Origin of the sequence: Aminobacter niigataensis, from assembly GCF_014200015.1 — a bacterium.
Taxonomy (GTDB): domain Bacteria; phylum Pseudomonadota; class Alphaproteobacteria; order Rhizobiales; family Rhizobiaceae; genus Aminobacter; species Aminobacter niigataensis.
The window spans coordinates 1,177,921-1,192,690 of the sequence record NZ_JACHOT010000001.1; the positions used below are offsets into that span (position 1 = coordinate 1,177,921).

Below are 14,770 nucleotides of genomic sequence, written 5' to 3' on the forward strand. Positions count from 1 at the left end.
TCCTTCTGCTGCTTTGCTGGCGCCTTTTGGGTCGGCTTTCGACCGGCGTCAATCCGGCAAAGTGTTGCGGGCCGCAAAACAACGCAGACTGACAGGCGCCTCATGGCGATTCGCGCAGCGATGCTCAGCCGGTGACCATCCGCACCACGCGATGTACCTCCGTCACAGTCGTGCCGATCGCGTTGCCGTGGTTGTAGAAAACGTCCCAGACCAGGAACAAGGCGCCGCACATTATCACGATCACATAGCGCATCGTGTGCCCTCCCCGAGGCTCAGCAGCCTCCGGAATGATGATAGTTCGCCCTCAATCGGTCGTGAAGCGTTAGGCTGCGCTAATACGCAAGTTTCCGGCAGCACCTAGGCCTGCAGTCCTCGTCGGACGTCTTCCTCCCCTGGCACATAAGCGCTTGCCAGATGTCACTTGAAGTTCGCGCTTTTGGCGGTGAAGATCACGGCGGGAATTTACCGTGGCGCGCGAAAGTCTTGGCGGAAGCAGGTCAAGTCTACCGCAATGCCAAGCGGGCGGCGCGACCGGCAACGCGTCATCCGTCAGACAGCGCGTCCAACGGACACGCCTGGACACGAGCCCGAAGGCGCCGGCACGGGCAGCAGAGCTTGGGACGTCGAGATGGCCCAGAGGATACCGGACGAATCAATCGAGCGTGGAGTAACGCGGCTCCACGAAGGCAATATCAGGGATGTAGCGCGTGGCCTGCCGGCGCGGGTACGCATGGCACTGTCGGCCGCACTGCATCTGCCACGCGGCACGCTCACGGTTAGGATGCCTGACGGCCGTGCCATCCTGATTGGCGGCAAGGCACCCGGACCGGAAGCCGAGATCGTGCTGCATAACTGGAACCTGCCGGCACGGGCCTTCAGCGGCGGCACGATCGGCGTGGCCGAATCCTACATGGACGGTGATTGGGAGAGCCCGGACGTTACCAGCTTCCTGGAATTGTTCGTGGTCAACACAGAGGCGGGAGAAGGTGTAGCCGGCGGCACCAACTGGCTGCTCACGACCATCCAGCGGATTCGGCACTGGCTCAACGAGAACACCCGCACCGGCTCGAAACGCAACATTTCCGCCCACTACGACCTCGGCAATGCCTTCTACAGCCAGTGGCTCGACCCGACGATGACCTATTCCTCGGGCCTCTATGCCACAGGTGCCAACGATCTGGCCGGCGCGCAGACCGAAAAATATCGGGCACTGGCACGCGACACGGGCATCGGCCCCAACGACCACGTGCTCGAGATCGGCAGCGGCTGGGGCGGCTTCGCCGAGTTTGCAGCGCGCGAAATCGGCTGCAAGGTGACAGGCCTGACGATCAGCAGCGAGCAATTCGACTTCGCCAGCAAGCGCATCCACGATGCCGGATTGGCCGAAAAAGTCGACTTCAAGCTGCAGGACTATCGCGACGAAACCGGCGCCTACGACCGTATCGCCTCGATCGAGATGTTCGAGGCGGTCGGCGAAAAATACTGGCCTGCCTTCTTCGCCAAGATGAAGCAGTGCCTGCCATCGGGCGGCACCGCTGGGCTGCAGATCATCACCATCAACGAGGCGGCTTATCCGCTTTACCGCAAGCGGCCCGATTTCATCCAGCGCTACGTCTTTCCCGGTGGCATGCTGCCGACACCTACGCTGTTGAAGTCGCTGGGGGCCGAGCACGGGCTCGACTATCTGCGCGAGCGCGTCTTTCCGCAGGATTATGCCAGGACACTTGCCGAATGGCGGGGCCGCTTCTGGTCGTCCTGGGAGCGCATCGTGCCTCTCGGCTTCGACGAGCGGTTCAAGAAGCTTTGGGAGTTTTATCTCCATTATTGCGAGGCCGGATTCCGTGCCGAGTACATCGACGTCAGGCAGGTGGTCTACAAGGCGTAGGCGCGCTACCGCCTCGGACAAGCAAAGCGGCGACCTGTGCTGTTCGCCCTTCCCTGGGCCTCGATTCGTCAGGGGTTGCTTTGCTTATCCGGCGCAAGAATCCGCGATACTTTTCCTGCTGCTTGTCTTCGCTCTCGGTATATCCGAGACCTCTGATTAATTCTTGAAATAGTCTTCAATTCGCGCATTTCCGCCGTGAAAATGCCTGTTCGCTCCTCAGTATCATTGCCTCGGTCGGGGCAACGGAGGGACTTCCTGGCATGCGCAAGCGAAATATTTTTTTGCTCCTGGCCGTAACGGCCACTGGAGCCATCTACCTCAACAACACGTCGCTGCTCTCGGGCCGAGCAGCCGGAAAGCCTGTAGTGCTGCCCCATCGCGGTTTGTCACAAGAGTTCGACAGTGCCGGGCTGGAGCACGGCACGTGCACCGCCGAGCGCATCCGTCCGGCTTCTCGGAAGGCATGAACGACCCCGAGTTGATCGACGCACTACCCGCGGGCTATTCCGGCGGCATCTCGACCGACGCGCTCGACATGATCGCTCCGGCCCTCCAACGGCGGGCGCTCTGAATTCACAAAAACAAGGGCAGCTGGATCGCTCCAGCCGCCCTCCCGATCCGCCAAATCTCAAAGCGTGATGCGGTACTTGGCAAAGCCGTCCGCGCCCTCGCCTGCCGGCTCGATCTTGACCGCCTTGACCTCTGCGAGGTGATCCTTGGCCTTGGGTCCGGTCTCGAAGATTACCGATGCCCCCTCGACAGGCGCGAACGACCAGTTGGAATCGGCCGAGGGGTTGATCGTGCCCTGCTCGACAATGTAGCGCACGATCACGTCGCGATTGGTGTCGGGCGCCTCGAACACCAGCTTCGACGCATTGATCCCAGGGAAATTGCCGCCGCCGCCGGCCCGGTAATTGTTCGAGGCGACGACAAATTTTGCAGCCGGATCAATCGGCTTGCCGTCAAACATCAGGTCGACGATGCGGTTCGAAGCGGCATTCAGGACAGCCCCCTTGGGGTCGTATTTGGGCGGCTGCGCCAGGTCGATCTTGTAAGTCACACCGTCGATGACGTCGAAATTGTAGGACGGGAAGTCGAGATTGATCAGTACCTGGTCGGCCTTGCCTGGCGTGACCTGATTGAAGATACCGGCCGACATCTCCAGCCATTCCTTGACCTGGGCGCCGTTGATCGACACCGCCTGCACGGTGTTGGGGTAGAGATAGAGGTCGGCGACGTTCTTGATCGCCACGTCGCCCACCGGCACGTCGGTGTAATAATCCGGCCCGCCTCGCCCGCCCGATTTGAAGGGTGCCGCCGCCGACAGCACCGGCAGGTCCTTGTGCTCGGTCTCCTTCAGCATGTCCTTGATGTACCAGACTTGCGCCTGGCTCACGATCTGCACCGAAGGATCGTCGGCAACGAGGGCAAAATACGAATAGAGCGGCGCCGATGTCTTGCCTACCGGTGTGCGCACATAGGCGAGCGTCGCTTCGTGCTCTTGCTTGGCCGCGGCCTCCACCTCGGCCTTGCTCTCGACGGTCGGCACCATCTTCTTGTCGACGCGCTTGGCGATCGGGCGCGCCTCGCTGGTCGAGCTCACGACCTTCCAGGCGTTGCCATCGCGCTCGATCAGCAGGTCGATCAGGCCGAGATGCGAGCCCCAGAAGCCGCCCATGACGCCGGGCTTGCCGTTGATCGTACCCTTGGCATTGTCGAGCCCCTCGACGCCGTCGAACTTCGGCCCGGGGAAATCGAGGTGGCTATGGCCGGTGACGATGGCATCGATACCATCGACGCCGGCGAGCAGGATCGAGGCATTTTCGAGGTTTTCCGCGGCTTGCGGCGTGCCCATGCCGGAATGCGAAAGCGCCACGATGATCTCGGCCCCTTCCTCTTTCATCTGCGGCACCCAGGCCTCGGCCGCCTTGACGATGTCGCGGGTCATCGCCTTGCCGTTGAGATGCCGGGAATCCCAGGTCATCACCTGCGGCGGCACGAAGCCGATCAGGCCGATGCGTATCGGGTACTCGGCGCCGGCGCCGTCCTTCACCTTCTTGTCCAGGATCACGTAAGGCTTGAGGAACAGCTCGTCCTTGGCGGCATCGGCGGCGAGTTGGCCCTTGGTCAGGTTGGCGCAGACGACGGGGAAGTTCGCTCCGGCCAGCACCTTGAACATGTAGTCGAGGCCGTAGTTGAACTCGTGATTGCCGAGTGTCGAGCAATCATAGCCCAGCGTATTCATCGCCTTGATGATGGGATGAACGTCGCCATCCTTCATGCCGCGCTGATAGGCCATGTAGTCGCCCATCGGATTGCCCTGCAGGAAATCGCCATTGTCGACCAGGATCGAGTTGCTGGCTTCGGCGCGGATGGCATCGATGATCGATGCGGTGCGGGCGACGCCCATCGTGTCGTTCGGCTTGTCGGCGTAGTAGTCGTAGGGAAACACGTGGACGTGCAGATCGGTGGTTTCCATGATGCGCAAATGCGCCTGGCTGGCCTGGGCGCGCGCCGAGAACGGGTGCAACATCACAAGCGCGCTCGCCGCGGCGGAACCCGCGAGAAAGGAACGGCGAGATATGGGGTGAAGCATGTTGGACATTTTCATTCTCCAGGGAAATGAACTGACAGTATTTAGCCGGCGTCCGAAAGATCAAATCTTGCGCCAAAATTCGCCCGAGTCCAGCCGAGTCGCGTGACAGCCCCGCGACAAGCTTCGGGAAATGGATTGAGCCAGCGGATGCCAGCGCTTCGGCCGACTGCCGCTCCAACCCGTCAGGCCAGGTCCGGCCGGATGCCCATGACGGTGCGGTCGACGATCTCGCGCAGGGCGAAGGACGAGTTGATCTTGGTGACGTGCGGCATCGCCGAGAGCCATTCCTTGTGAATACGTTCATAGTCCGGCAGGTCGCGGGCAGCGATGCGCAGGATGTAGTCGTATTCGCCCGACATCAGATGGCAGGACAGGATATTGGGGCAGCGCTTCACCGCCACCTCGAAGTCGGACAGCGTCTTTTCGAACTGCCCGGACAGCGAGATATGCACGATCACCGTCATCTGGTGACCGAGGGCCGTGTTGGAAAGCCGCGCGTGATAACCAGCGATGACGCCCGACTTTTCGAGGTTATCGAGGCGACGGGAACAGGCGGATTGCGAGAGGCCGACCTTCTCGGCAAGCGCAGCATTGGGCAGGCGCCCATCCTTCTGCAAGGCATCCAGAATGGCGATATCGATCCTGTCCAACGGCATTTTTCGAATTTCCTTCGAGAATGATGCCTATTTATGCAAGGATTATCGATCTCAACCTTTACGCGCAACTCATTTCGCAAACATATTCGGAACGATTCGTGATTGACTTCGTCAATAAAGAACAATGGCCGAAACGGCTGCGGAGGAGCATAAAATGCGCGTAGGTTGTCCGAAGGAAATCAAAAACCACGAGTACCGCGTCGGGCTCACTCCCGGCTCGGTACGTGAGTATGTCGCTCACGGCCAAGAAGTGCTGGTCGAGACCGGCGCCGGTGCAGGCATCGGCGCCGACGACAATGCCTACCGCGCCGCAGGCGCCCAGATCGCCAAGACCGCCGAGGAAGTGTTCACGCGCTCCGACATGATCGTCAAGGTCAAGGAGCCGCAGCCGCATGAATGGGTGCAACTGCGCGACAGCCAGATCCTCTACACCTATCTCCACCTCGCGCCGGATCCGGATCAGACCAAAGGCCTGATGGCCTCCGGCGTGACTGCGGTTGCCTATGAAACGGTCACCGACGAGCGCGGCGGCCTGCCGCTGCTGGCGCCGATGTCGGAAGTCGCCGGGCGACTGGCGATCCAGGCGGGAGCGACAGCGCTGCAAAAAGCCTATGGCGGTCGCGGCGTGCTGCTCGGAGGCGTGCCCGGTGTGCTTCCGGGCAAGGTCGCGGTCATCGGCGGGGGCGTGGTCGGCCTTCATGCCGCGCGCATGGCCGCCGGTCTCGGCGCCGACGTCAGCATCATCGACCGATCGATCCCGCGCCTGCGCCAGCTCGACGACATTTTCGGCGGACGTGTCCACACGCGCTATTCGACGGTCGAAGCGCTCGAGGAAGAGTGCTTCTCGGCCGATCTCATCATTGGTGCGGTGCTCATTCCCGGTGCCGCCGCGCCAAAGCTGGTCAGCCGCGAGATGCTGTCGGGCATGAAGAAGGGTGCTGTCCTCGTCGATGTCGCCATCGACCAGGGTGGCTGCTTCGAGACCTCGCATGCGACCACCCATGCCGACCCGACCTACGAGGTCGACGGCATCATCCATTACTGCGTCGCCAACATGCCGGGGGCGGTGCCCGTGACTTCGGCCCACGCGCTCAACAACGCCACGCTGCACTATGGCCTGGCGCTCGCCGACCGCGGGCTCAAGGCCATTGCCGACGAGCCGCATCTGCGCAACGGGTTGAACATCCACCGCGGCCGGATCACCAACCGCGCGGTCGCCGAAGCGCTCGGCTACGAGGTGACTGAAGCAAAGTCGGCACTGGCCGCGTGATTCGCCTGGAGTAGTCCGTCGGGCCCGCTCTATTGGTGCGGCGGGCTCAACTTGCTTTCGAGTTCGCCTATCTTCGCTCGACTTTGCCTATTCAATGCGAATTCTCGGGTGCACCACTCGCTAATCTCTCAGTGTGACAAATTAGTTGCAGCATAGACAGCCCCAACGTGCCATATAGCCGATTATTGGTAGTGGGGTAATGTAATGCACTTTGGAAAGACTTTCGCAGCACTCCTGCTGGGGGCCGCTTCGGCTGCTGCAATCAACTCGGCATCGCATGCTGCGGATGCAGTGTCGGCAGAATCGCCGGCGGCCTTCAACTGGAGCGGCATCTATGTCGGCTTCGGCGGCGGTGTCGGGGCGGTCAAGCATGGCCTGGAAATTTCTGGAGCTCCGTTCAGCTTGCCTGATGTTGGAGGCGGTGGCGTCTTTGGCGAAGTGACCGTCGGCTACGACTACATGCTCTCAGAGCGCGTCCTGATCGGCGCCTTCGCGGACGCACGATTCGGCAACATCGGTCTTTCGATGGAGCAAGGCGGGGACGAAGCCAAGATCACCAACAACTATGGCTTCGACATCGGCGCGCGAGCAGGTTACCTGCTGACGCCCACCACGCTGGGCTATGTGCTTGGCGGCTATAGCTGGCAGCATATCGACGCGGATCTCCCCGGCGCCCCGGCAGGCTTCGACCTTGACAGCGACCGTGACGGATATGTCCTCGGTTTGGGTGTGGAGACGGCGATTGCCGCCAACTGGACCCTGAAGAGCGAGTACCGCTACGCCAACTACGGCACCGAACCGTTCATTGGGGTCGGAGGCCTTGATGCCGAGACATCCACTCACACTTTCAGCATCGGCGCCAACTACCGCCTCGGCGCCCACAATGGTGGCAGCGCCTCGTTCTCCGCACCGGCCTATAGTTGGACCGGATTCTATGTCGGTGGTGCCCTGGGCGCAGGCGCCATTGCTGACGAGATCCACATCGGCGGCGGCGAGTTCAACGGCTTCGGCGGCGACGGCATCTTCGGCGAACTCAGCGTCGGCTACGACCACGAGTTCAACGACACCTGGGTCGCAGGTATCCAGATCGGTGGCCGCTACTCCGGCATGACCACGGTCCTGCAAGAGGATCCATCCGGAAGCTACAAGGGCAAGGCGGACTATGGGTTCGACGTGCTCGCACGCGTCGGTACGAAACTCAACGAATCGACCCTCGCTTATGTGCTCGGCGGCTACAGCCGGCAGCATGTGAAGGAAGAGATGTCCGGCGGTGGCCTCACCGACAGCTTCGATTGGAGCGTCGACGGCTTCTCAGTCGGTGGCGGTCTCGAAACCGCAGTGTCCAGCAACGTCGCCGTGAACCTGGAGTACCGCTACTCCAAGTTTGAGGGCCAGGACTACGGCAGCGGCGGCGTCTACGAGACGGTGCCAGTTTTCCACACTGTCCGCGTCGGCGCCAAGTACAAGTTCAACTAAGCGCGTTCGCCATCATGATCCGAAGCCCGTCGCAGCAATGCGGCGGGCTTTTTTTCATGGCACTCGGTCAGGCATCTGCGTCGAATGTGCCTACCAACTCGATCCGGCATTGATAACAATTGTTGCGTGCCGAGCGCATGTGGACATAGGCGACGTCCGGCCGCGCAAGCAATTCTGCGGCCTTGCCGACGATCTCGGGCGTCGGCGTCACCGCGCCGGTGCCGTAGACGATGCGGTCGTCACTGCTGTAGCCGCGCAGGATGTAGTCCCGCGTCCGGGTGAAAAGCTCCGGCAGTTCGTCGGTCTCTTCCGCCCGCGTACACGCCTCGGCATGCAGGAAGATCGGGCCGGTTTCGGCATAGGGCTGCAACCCGGGGAACGGCCGGTAGGCAAGCACGAGATAGGCCTCGCCCTCGCCCACATTGCTGAGGCAATGGCGGCACGGCACGCCGTCGCCGTCCGAAATCTTGCGTTCGGGTTTCATGCCATATGCATCGGGCGCGCCACGCTGAAGCGCGCGCACCGCATCGGTAGGAAGAGCCTGGAAACGGATGGTCACGGCGGCAATCCTCATTGGACATCGGCCGCAACCTATGGTGCCTAAACCGTCGTGCCCACCCGATTTACGCTGCCAACGCGCCAACAGTCCGAGAACGAAAAAGCCCGGCTCTCGCGAACCGGGCTCATCGAACTGTCCTAGCAAGTGCTAGCGGATGAAGGCGTCGTAGCGGCGCAGCGTGACGCGGCGGTTGCGCCAGTTCTCGTTCTGGGTCGGCACCAGCAGGAACTCCTCGCCATACCCCACCGTCTCCAGGGCATAGCGCGGAATGCCGAACTCACGCACCAGCGTCTGCTTCAGAGATGCGGCGCGACGCTCGGACAGCGCCTGGTTCGACGCAAACGAACCGACGGCATCGGTGTGCCCCTCGATCAGCACGCGGGCACCGGGGTCGCGGCGCAGAATGCGCTCGAGCGCATTGGCGATGTTTTCCACCTTGCCATATTGCGAGTATGGGACCTCGGCCGAGCCGAAGGCGAAGTTGATCGACTGGATGTCGATCGACGGGGCCATGCGGCGCAGATCGGGGCGGCGCTTGAATTCGCGCACGGTCACGCGCTGGTTGGGCCTGAGCTTCGTGGTCGGCGCTGCCTGAAGCTGGCGCTCGATCTGCGACGCCGAAGGCGTCGTCGCCTGCGCGGCAGCGAGAGAAGGCGCGGCAAGCACGGCGATCAGCGCGGCAGCAAGCGTACGGCGGTTCAACATCTTCAATTCTCCTTGCACGTCGACCAGATGGTCAGATCCGATGGGCTGGAAAATGCCAGAAGCAACCTGAAGAAGCGATGAACGGACGGTTCAGCCTGGGTTGTATGCGTTCACGGCCGCATGACGCTCGCCGAACGTTCGGCAAAGGTCATGGTCCGCACCGTCTCGGTCTTCTGCGCGACCGGCGAAAAACCCATCTTCTGGTAGAGCGGAAGAGCTGCCGGATGGTCGAGCGTGCAGGTCTGCACCGTCACCTTGTTCGGGCGATATGACCACGCGGCAGCGATCGCGGCACCAAGGAACCAGCGTCCGATGCCCTGCCCCATGGCATGGTCCATCATGCCGAAATAGGCGAGTTCGACCTCGTCGGGCAGATGCGGCTTGAGATCGAGGAAGCCGGCCGGCGCGCCATCGAGATAGAGCACGCGAATGTCGCGGTCCTCGCGATGCAGCCCGGCGGCAAGTTCTTCGTCATCGAGCCGGAGGATGTTGACCCAATGCCATTTGCGGCCGACCCGATCGGCGAGATAGCGGTAGTAATGCAGCGGTATGTTTCGGGTCCTGAGCAGCGCTATCTGGCGATTGACCGGCAGCGGCGGCGTGTAGGCCGGCGGCACGTGCATCTCCAGAAACGTGACCGTGACCTCGATATTCTCGCTGCGGTCCGCGGCCATGTTCATGCTTTTCCCGTCACCACAGGCGTGTCGGACATGCCGCCCCACTCGGTCCACGAGCCGTCGTAAAGCCTGACGTCGCCATGGCCGAGCGATTGCAGCGCAAGCGCGATGACGGCAGCCGTGACGCCAGAACCGCAGGACGTGACCACCGGCTTGGACAGGTCGATGCCAGCCGCTTCGAGCGTCGCCTGCAGGCGGTCGAGCGGCAACAGTTCGCCGTTCTCGGACAGCGTCCCCGAAGGTACGCTGCGAGCGCCCGGCATATGGCCCGAGCGCAGGCCAGCCCGCGGCTCCGGGTCGGTGCCCTCGAAACGTCCCGCGGAACGCGCATCGGCGACCTGGGCGCTGCCGGTGTCGACGATCTTGCGCATCTCGGCGAGCGAAACGACCTTGGACGCGTCATAGTCGACGTGGAAGACGCCCGGAGCGGTCTTGGTCGGCTCGGCGGTCACCGGCCGGCCTGCAGCCTTCCAGCGCTCGAAACCGCCGTCCAGGATATAGACCTGGAACACGCCCATGATGCGGAACATCCACCAGACGCGCGGCGCGGCCATGAAACCGGGTCCGTCGTAGACCACGATGGTGTCGTCAGCCGAAATGCCCATCGAACCGGCAAAGCGGGCGAAAAGGGATGGCGATGGCAGCGTATGCGGCAAGGTCGAATCCGGATCGACGACCAGGTCCTGGTCGAAGAACACCGCCCCCGGGATGTGGACGGCATCGTATTCGGCCCGCGCATCGCGTTTCTGCGCCGGCATGTACCAGGAGGCGTCGACGATCGACAGTCCGGGCGTGCCCAGCCGCTTTTCCAGCCAATCCGCATCGATGACGAAAGCGCTTTTGTCGCTCATGGCAGTCTCCGGTTCAGTTGGAAGGCATCGCGCCGAAGCGGATGCGGAAGCGGCGGTTCTCGCGCCCCTTCTTTTCGATCTTGCCGATATGGATCTCGCCGATTTCGGCCGTGCCGGCAACATGGGTTCCGCCGCAGGGCTGGCTGTCGATCGAGGCGTTGTCACCGATGCAGACCAGCCTGATCTTGCCGGTGCCGGAAGGCGGCCGAACGTTCTTCGACTTCACCAGCGTCGGATTTGCCGCGAGTTCGTCATCGGAGATCCACCTGTTGTAGATCGGGTGGTTGGCGCGGACGAGTTCCATCATCTGGGATGTAACGTCTTCCTTGGTGAAGCCGGCGTCGGGAATGTCGAAGTCGACGCGCGAGTCCTCCTCGCTGACCGACGCCCCGGTTATCGGATATGGGCACACCACGGTCAGCAGATGGCAGGCGGCGTGCATGCGCATCAAAAGGTGCCGGCGCGGCCAGTCGATCGAAAGCTTCAGGCGTTCGCCGATTTCCGGCACGGCCTGCTCCAGCCCCGGAACATGGATGATCTCGTCCTTGGTCTCGCCGGTAATCGTGGCAGCAACCGAGATGTTGCTGCCGTCGCCGCGCGTCAAAAGACCGGTATCGCCGGGCTGGCCGCCCGACGTGGCATAAAAGATGGTCCGGTCGAGAATGATGCCGCCACGGTCGTTGACGCCGACCACGGTCGCCTCGGTCTCGCGCAGATATGCATCGTCGCGAAAGACCGCCTGGGTCGAAAATGCCATCATGCCACCTCGAACGGAACCGCGATGTTGGGCTCGCTCTCCATCCAATCGGGCACGGGCAGGTTCTTGCTGCGCAGGAAATCCGGATTGAACAGCTTGGATTGATAACGCGTGCCGAAATCCGCAAGTACGGTCACGATGGTATGGCCGGGTCCGAGTTCCCGCGCCAGGCGCATCGCGCCGGCGATGTTGATGCCTGTGGAGCCGCCGACGCAGATGCCCTCTTCCTGGATCAGGTTGAAAACGATGGGCAGCGCCTCTTCGTCGGGGATCTGGAAGGAGAAGTCCGGCGAGAAGCCGTCGAGATTGGCGGTGATGCGCCCCTGGCCGATGCCTTCGGTGATCGAACTGCCCTCGGCCTTCAGTTCGCCTGTCGTGTAGTAGCTGTACAGGGATGCGCCCAGCGGATCGGCGAGCGCGATCTTAACCGCATCGCGCTTGGCCTTGAGGCCGATAGCCACGCCGGCCAACGTGCCGCCGGTGCCGACTGCCGAAACGAACCCGTCAACCTTGCCGCCGGTCTGCTGCCAGATCTCTTCCGCCGTCGTGCGGATGTGGCCTTCACGGTTGGCGACATTGTCGAACTGGTTGGCCCAGATCGCCCCATTGGGATCGGACCTGGCCAATTGTTCGGCAAGCCGGCCGGAAACCTTCACGTAGTTGTTCGGGTTCTTGTAGGGAACGGCAGGAACCTCGATCAGTTCGGCGCCGAGCAAGCGAAGGGCGTCCTTTTTTTCCTGGCTCTGGGTGTCGGGAATGACGATCACCGTGCGGTAGCCGAGTGCCTTGGCGACGACGGTCAGACCGATGCCGGTATTGCCAGCAGTACCTTCGACGATCACCCCGCCGGGCCGGAGCAGGCCGCGCTGCTCGGCGTCACGGATGATGAACAGACCGGCGCGATCCTTGACCGACTGGCCGGGGTTCATGAACTCGGCCTTGCCGAGGATTTCGCAACCCGTTTCCTCCGAGGCCCGCTTGAGCCGGATCAAAGGCGTGTTGCCGATGGCATCGATCACCGAGCGCATGAAGATTCCTTCCTAATTCGCCGACGAACCCTAGAAATGTGAGGCCGCGCTTTCAAGGGATGAAATTCTCTGGCCCATTGCATCTTGGCGTCAAACGGGACGCAACCCTGCAATATGACGGCAATTGGCATAGGAGGGCGGCTCAGGGCAAAACGGACTTCCCATCGACGCGCCGCCTCGCTAGAGCATCAGCAGGCAGTTTCTAGGGGGATGGGGTGAGCACATATCGGGCGGACCCGCGCGATGGGGTCGCATGGATCACCGGTGGCAGCACCGGAATCGGTCGTTCGGTCGCGCGCCTGCTGGCCAAGGAGGGCTACACGGTCGCCGTGACCGTACGCCCCAACGATCCGATCGACACGCTGATCGAAGAGACCCAGGGCATGACCGGCCGGGTCCTGTCCTTTCCGTCCGACGTAACCGACGAGGCCGGCATGGCCGCCGCCGTGGCAGCGATCGAGGCACAGGCAGGACCGATCGTGCTGGCCATCTTCAACGCCGGCGCCTACATGCCGGTGACCGGCGACAATCTTCGATTGGAGACCTTCCGCCAGAGCTTTGCGGTCAACGTCTTTGGCGTCCTCAACGGCCTGGTGCCGGTTGTTGAGCGCATGCGCAACCGCGGTCGCGGGCACGTCGTGATCATGGGATCGATCAGCGCCTATTTCGGCTGGCCAACCACGGCTGCCTATGGCGCCACCAAGGCTGCGGTGAACATCATCGCCGAGGCGCTGAAGTTCGACTTCGACAAGATGAACATCCGCACGCAGGTGATGAACCCGGGTTTCGTCGCCACGCCGCTGACGGAGAAAAGCGCGTTCTCCATGCCGGCGATGATGGCAGTCGACGCTGCAGCCGAGCGGATCTGCAAGGCAATGCGCAAGAGCGGCTTCGAGGTTACGTTCCCGCGGCGCCTGACATGGGGCATGAAGCTGCTTTTCCTGCTGCCGCGGCCTTTTCGCGAGATGGCGCTGCGTGCCTCCACGCGATGGAAGAGAGTGCCTCTCATCTATCTCAGACGATCAAGCTACGACTGAAGCTCAGCTTCGGCGGCAGCTTCGGGTTTGGCGTCACGCGCCCAGAGGTAGACGACAATCGCAGCCCCGAGCATCACAACGTAGAACCAGAACAGCGCCTGATATGACGCCGTCGGATCGCCCGGCACGGCACTTGCCGTGACCACGGCACCGGTTGCAAACTGCATTGCGCCCACGCCGCCAATGGAGAAGAAGTTCATCAGTGTCACGCCGCGTCCGATCAGATGCGGCGGCAGGAAGGCGCGCGCGTGCGCCATCAGCAGGCCATAGCTGCCGCCGGTCAGGCCGATGATGACGAAGACGACCGTAACGGTGGTCAGATCGGATACGACATTGAGCGCGAGATAGAGGATCGCCGCGAGGCCAATGGTATTTCCAACCACCGCAACCCACTTCCTGGTACGGAACATCGTGTCGAGGGGACCATAGACGAAGGCGCCAGCGACCATGGCCAAGGCCATGAAAAACGTCACCTGCCCGATCATCAAAGCATCCGCGCCATAGACATCGACGAGATAGGGCCCTGACCACAGGCCCCTGATGCCGGTTGTCGGCGCATAATTGATCGCGGTGAGCGGGATGATCGGCCACAGGACCCGCATGCGCAACAGTGCGAGATAGCCGCCAAAGCCAGTGGCATCGCCGTCCACGCCATCAGGCGATTTCGGGTCCCGTACCAGCGCCAGCACCGCGAGGGCAGCCAACATGGTGATGACCCCGAGCCCGGCCATGACTGGCCGCCAGCCGAATGCCTCGGCGGCCTGGGCCAGCGGCGCGGCACCGATGACGTTGCCGGCAGTGCCGAATGCGACCATCCACGAGGCAAGCACGGCAAAACGCGCGATCGAAAATGTGCGGGCGAAGATGAACAGCGACGACATCAACACCGGGGCGCAGCCGATGCCGATCATCGCCATCGCGGCAATCACCATCCAGGGCGCAGTGGCCGAGGCAAAAAACAGCGCGCCGCCCCCGCCACCGAACAAAAGCAGCGTCGAGGCCGTGCGCCGCGGACCAAAGCGATCGAGCGAAACGCCGATGGCAAATTGCGCCAGGGCGAAAGCGATGAAGAAGGCTCCCGAGGCGAAGGACAATTGCGCCTTGGTGGCGCCGAGATCGGCGGTGAGCGCCGGCGTCAGCACGGCCATGAACGAGCGGTAGAACTGCGACAGCACATAGGCGATTGCGAGCGTCGCTATCCCGGCCATGCAGACCCCTCAAACGAAAGGGCGGCCGAAGCACCGCCCCGACCGCCCTAACCTATTCATGCCAC

The 14,770-nt window shown here is 62.5% G+C and carries 15 protein-coding genes; 5 read left to right on the plus strand and 10 right to left on the minus strand.

Annotation, left to right across the window (positions count from 1 at the left end):
- Positions 1-124 precede the first annotated feature (124 nt).
- Complete coding sequence (locus tag GGQ99_RS26285) at positions 125-253, minus strand: hypothetical protein (protein WP_256371626.1); 129 nt, start codon at positions 251-253, stop codon at positions 125-127.
- A 375-nt stretch (positions 254-628) separates the two neighbouring features.
- Here GGQ99_RS26285 and GGQ99_RS05890 point away from each other — a divergent pair, with 375 nt between their 5' ends.
- Positions 629-1,885, plus strand: coding sequence for an SAM-dependent methyltransferase (locus tag GGQ99_RS05890; protein WP_183261284.1), 1,257 nt, complete (start codon positions 629-631; stop codon positions 1,883-1,885).
- 424 nt (positions 1,886-2,309) lie between these two features.
- The gene (locus GGQ99_RS05895) at positions 2,310-2,456 is read left to right on the plus strand and encodes a hypothetical protein (RefSeq protein ID WP_183261286.1); all 147 of its coding nucleotides are present in this window, start codon (positions 2,310-2,312) and stop codon (positions 2,454-2,456) included.
- A 57-nt stretch (positions 2,457-2,513) separates the two neighbouring features.
- Here the strand turns inward: GGQ99_RS05895 and GGQ99_RS05900 are convergent, their stop codons facing one another.
- The gene (locus tag GGQ99_RS05900) at positions 2,514-4,490 is read right to left on the minus strand and encodes a bifunctional 2',3'-cyclic-nucleotide 2'-phosphodiesterase/3'-nucleotidase (protein ID WP_183261288.1); all 1,977 of its coding nucleotides are present in this window, start codon (positions 4,488-4,490) and stop codon (positions 2,514-2,516) included.
- A gap of 173 nt (positions 4,491-4,663) precedes the next feature.
- The gene (locus GGQ99_RS05905) at positions 4,664-5,137 is read right to left on the minus strand and encodes an Lrp/AsnC family transcriptional regulator (RefSeq protein ID WP_108608218.1); all 474 of its coding nucleotides are present in this window, start codon (positions 5,135-5,137) and stop codon (positions 4,664-4,666) included.
- A 154-nt stretch (positions 5,138-5,291) separates the two neighbouring features.
- Between GGQ99_RS05905 and ald the strand changes: the two genes are divergently transcribed.
- Together ald and GGQ99_RS05915 are read left to right on the plus strand one after the other, a co-directional pair.
- On the plus strand, positions 5,292-6,407 hold the full coding sequence (ald, locus tag GGQ99_RS05910) for an alanine dehydrogenase (RefSeq protein ID WP_183261290.1): 1,116 nt from the start codon (positions 5,292-5,294) through the stop codon (positions 6,405-6,407).
- A gap of 204 nt (positions 6,408-6,611) precedes the next feature.
- Positions 6,612-7,883, plus strand: a complete 1,272-nt coding sequence (locus tag GGQ99_RS05915; protein ID WP_183261292.1) for an outer membrane protein — start codon at positions 6,612-6,614, stop codon at positions 7,881-7,883.
- A 67-nt stretch (positions 7,884-7,950) separates the two neighbouring features.
- Here the strand turns inward: GGQ99_RS05915 and GGQ99_RS05920 are convergent, their stop codons facing one another.
- From GGQ99_RS05920 to GGQ99_RS05945, 6 genes are all read right to left on the minus strand, one after another.
- On the minus strand, positions 7,951-8,442 hold the full coding sequence (locus GGQ99_RS05920; RefSeq protein ID WP_183261294.1) for a DUF1203 domain-containing protein: 492 nt from the start codon (positions 8,440-8,442) through the stop codon (positions 7,951-7,953).
- A 147-nt stretch (positions 8,443-8,589) separates the two neighbouring features.
- Positions 8,590-9,147: an OmpA family protein gene (locus GGQ99_RS05925; protein WP_183261296.1), complete on the minus strand. Its 558-nt coding sequence runs from the start codon at positions 9,145-9,147 to the stop codon at positions 8,590-8,592.
- A 110-nt stretch (positions 9,148-9,257) separates the two neighbouring features.
- Positions 9,258-9,821, minus strand: coding sequence for a GNAT family N-acetyltransferase (locus GGQ99_RS05930; RefSeq protein ID WP_108609910.1), 564 nt, complete (start codon positions 9,819-9,821; stop codon positions 9,258-9,260).
- Between the two features lie 2 nt (positions 9,822-9,823).
- Complete coding sequence (gene sseA, locus GGQ99_RS05935) at positions 9,824-10,675, minus strand: 3-mercaptopyruvate sulfurtransferase (RefSeq protein ID WP_183261298.1); 852 nt, start codon at positions 10,673-10,675, stop codon at positions 9,824-9,826.
- Positions 10,676-10,688: 13 nt separating this feature from the next.
- Entirely contained in the window at positions 10,689-11,432 is a 744-nt protein-coding gene (locus GGQ99_RS05940; RefSeq protein WP_183262369.1) for an alanyl-tRNA editing protein, read from the minus strand.
- Complete coding sequence (locus GGQ99_RS05945; RefSeq protein WP_108608225.1) at positions 11,432-12,460, minus strand: cysteine synthase A; 1,029 nt, start codon at positions 12,458-12,460, stop codon at positions 11,432-11,434. Before GGQ99_RS05945 ends, GGQ99_RS05940 begins: the two co-directional genes overlap by 1 nt.
- A gap of 215 nt (positions 12,461-12,675) precedes the next feature.
- Between GGQ99_RS05945 and GGQ99_RS05950 the strand changes: the two genes are divergently transcribed.
- Complete coding sequence (locus tag GGQ99_RS05950) at positions 12,676-13,497, plus strand: SDR family NAD(P)-dependent oxidoreductase (RefSeq protein ID WP_108608226.1); 822 nt, start codon at positions 12,676-12,678, stop codon at positions 13,495-13,497.
- On the opposite strand, the gene GGQ99_RS05955 is transcribed toward GGQ99_RS05950, so the two are convergent.
- Positions 13,488-14,705 (minus strand): MFS transporter, encoded by a 1,218-nt coding sequence (locus GGQ99_RS05955; protein ID WP_183261300.1) that lies wholly within the window; start codon positions 14,703-14,705, stop codon positions 13,488-13,490. The two genes, GGQ99_RS05950 and GGQ99_RS05955, sit on opposite strands and share 10 nt — an antisense overlap.
- Between the last annotated feature and the right edge of the window lie 65 nt (positions 14,706-14,770).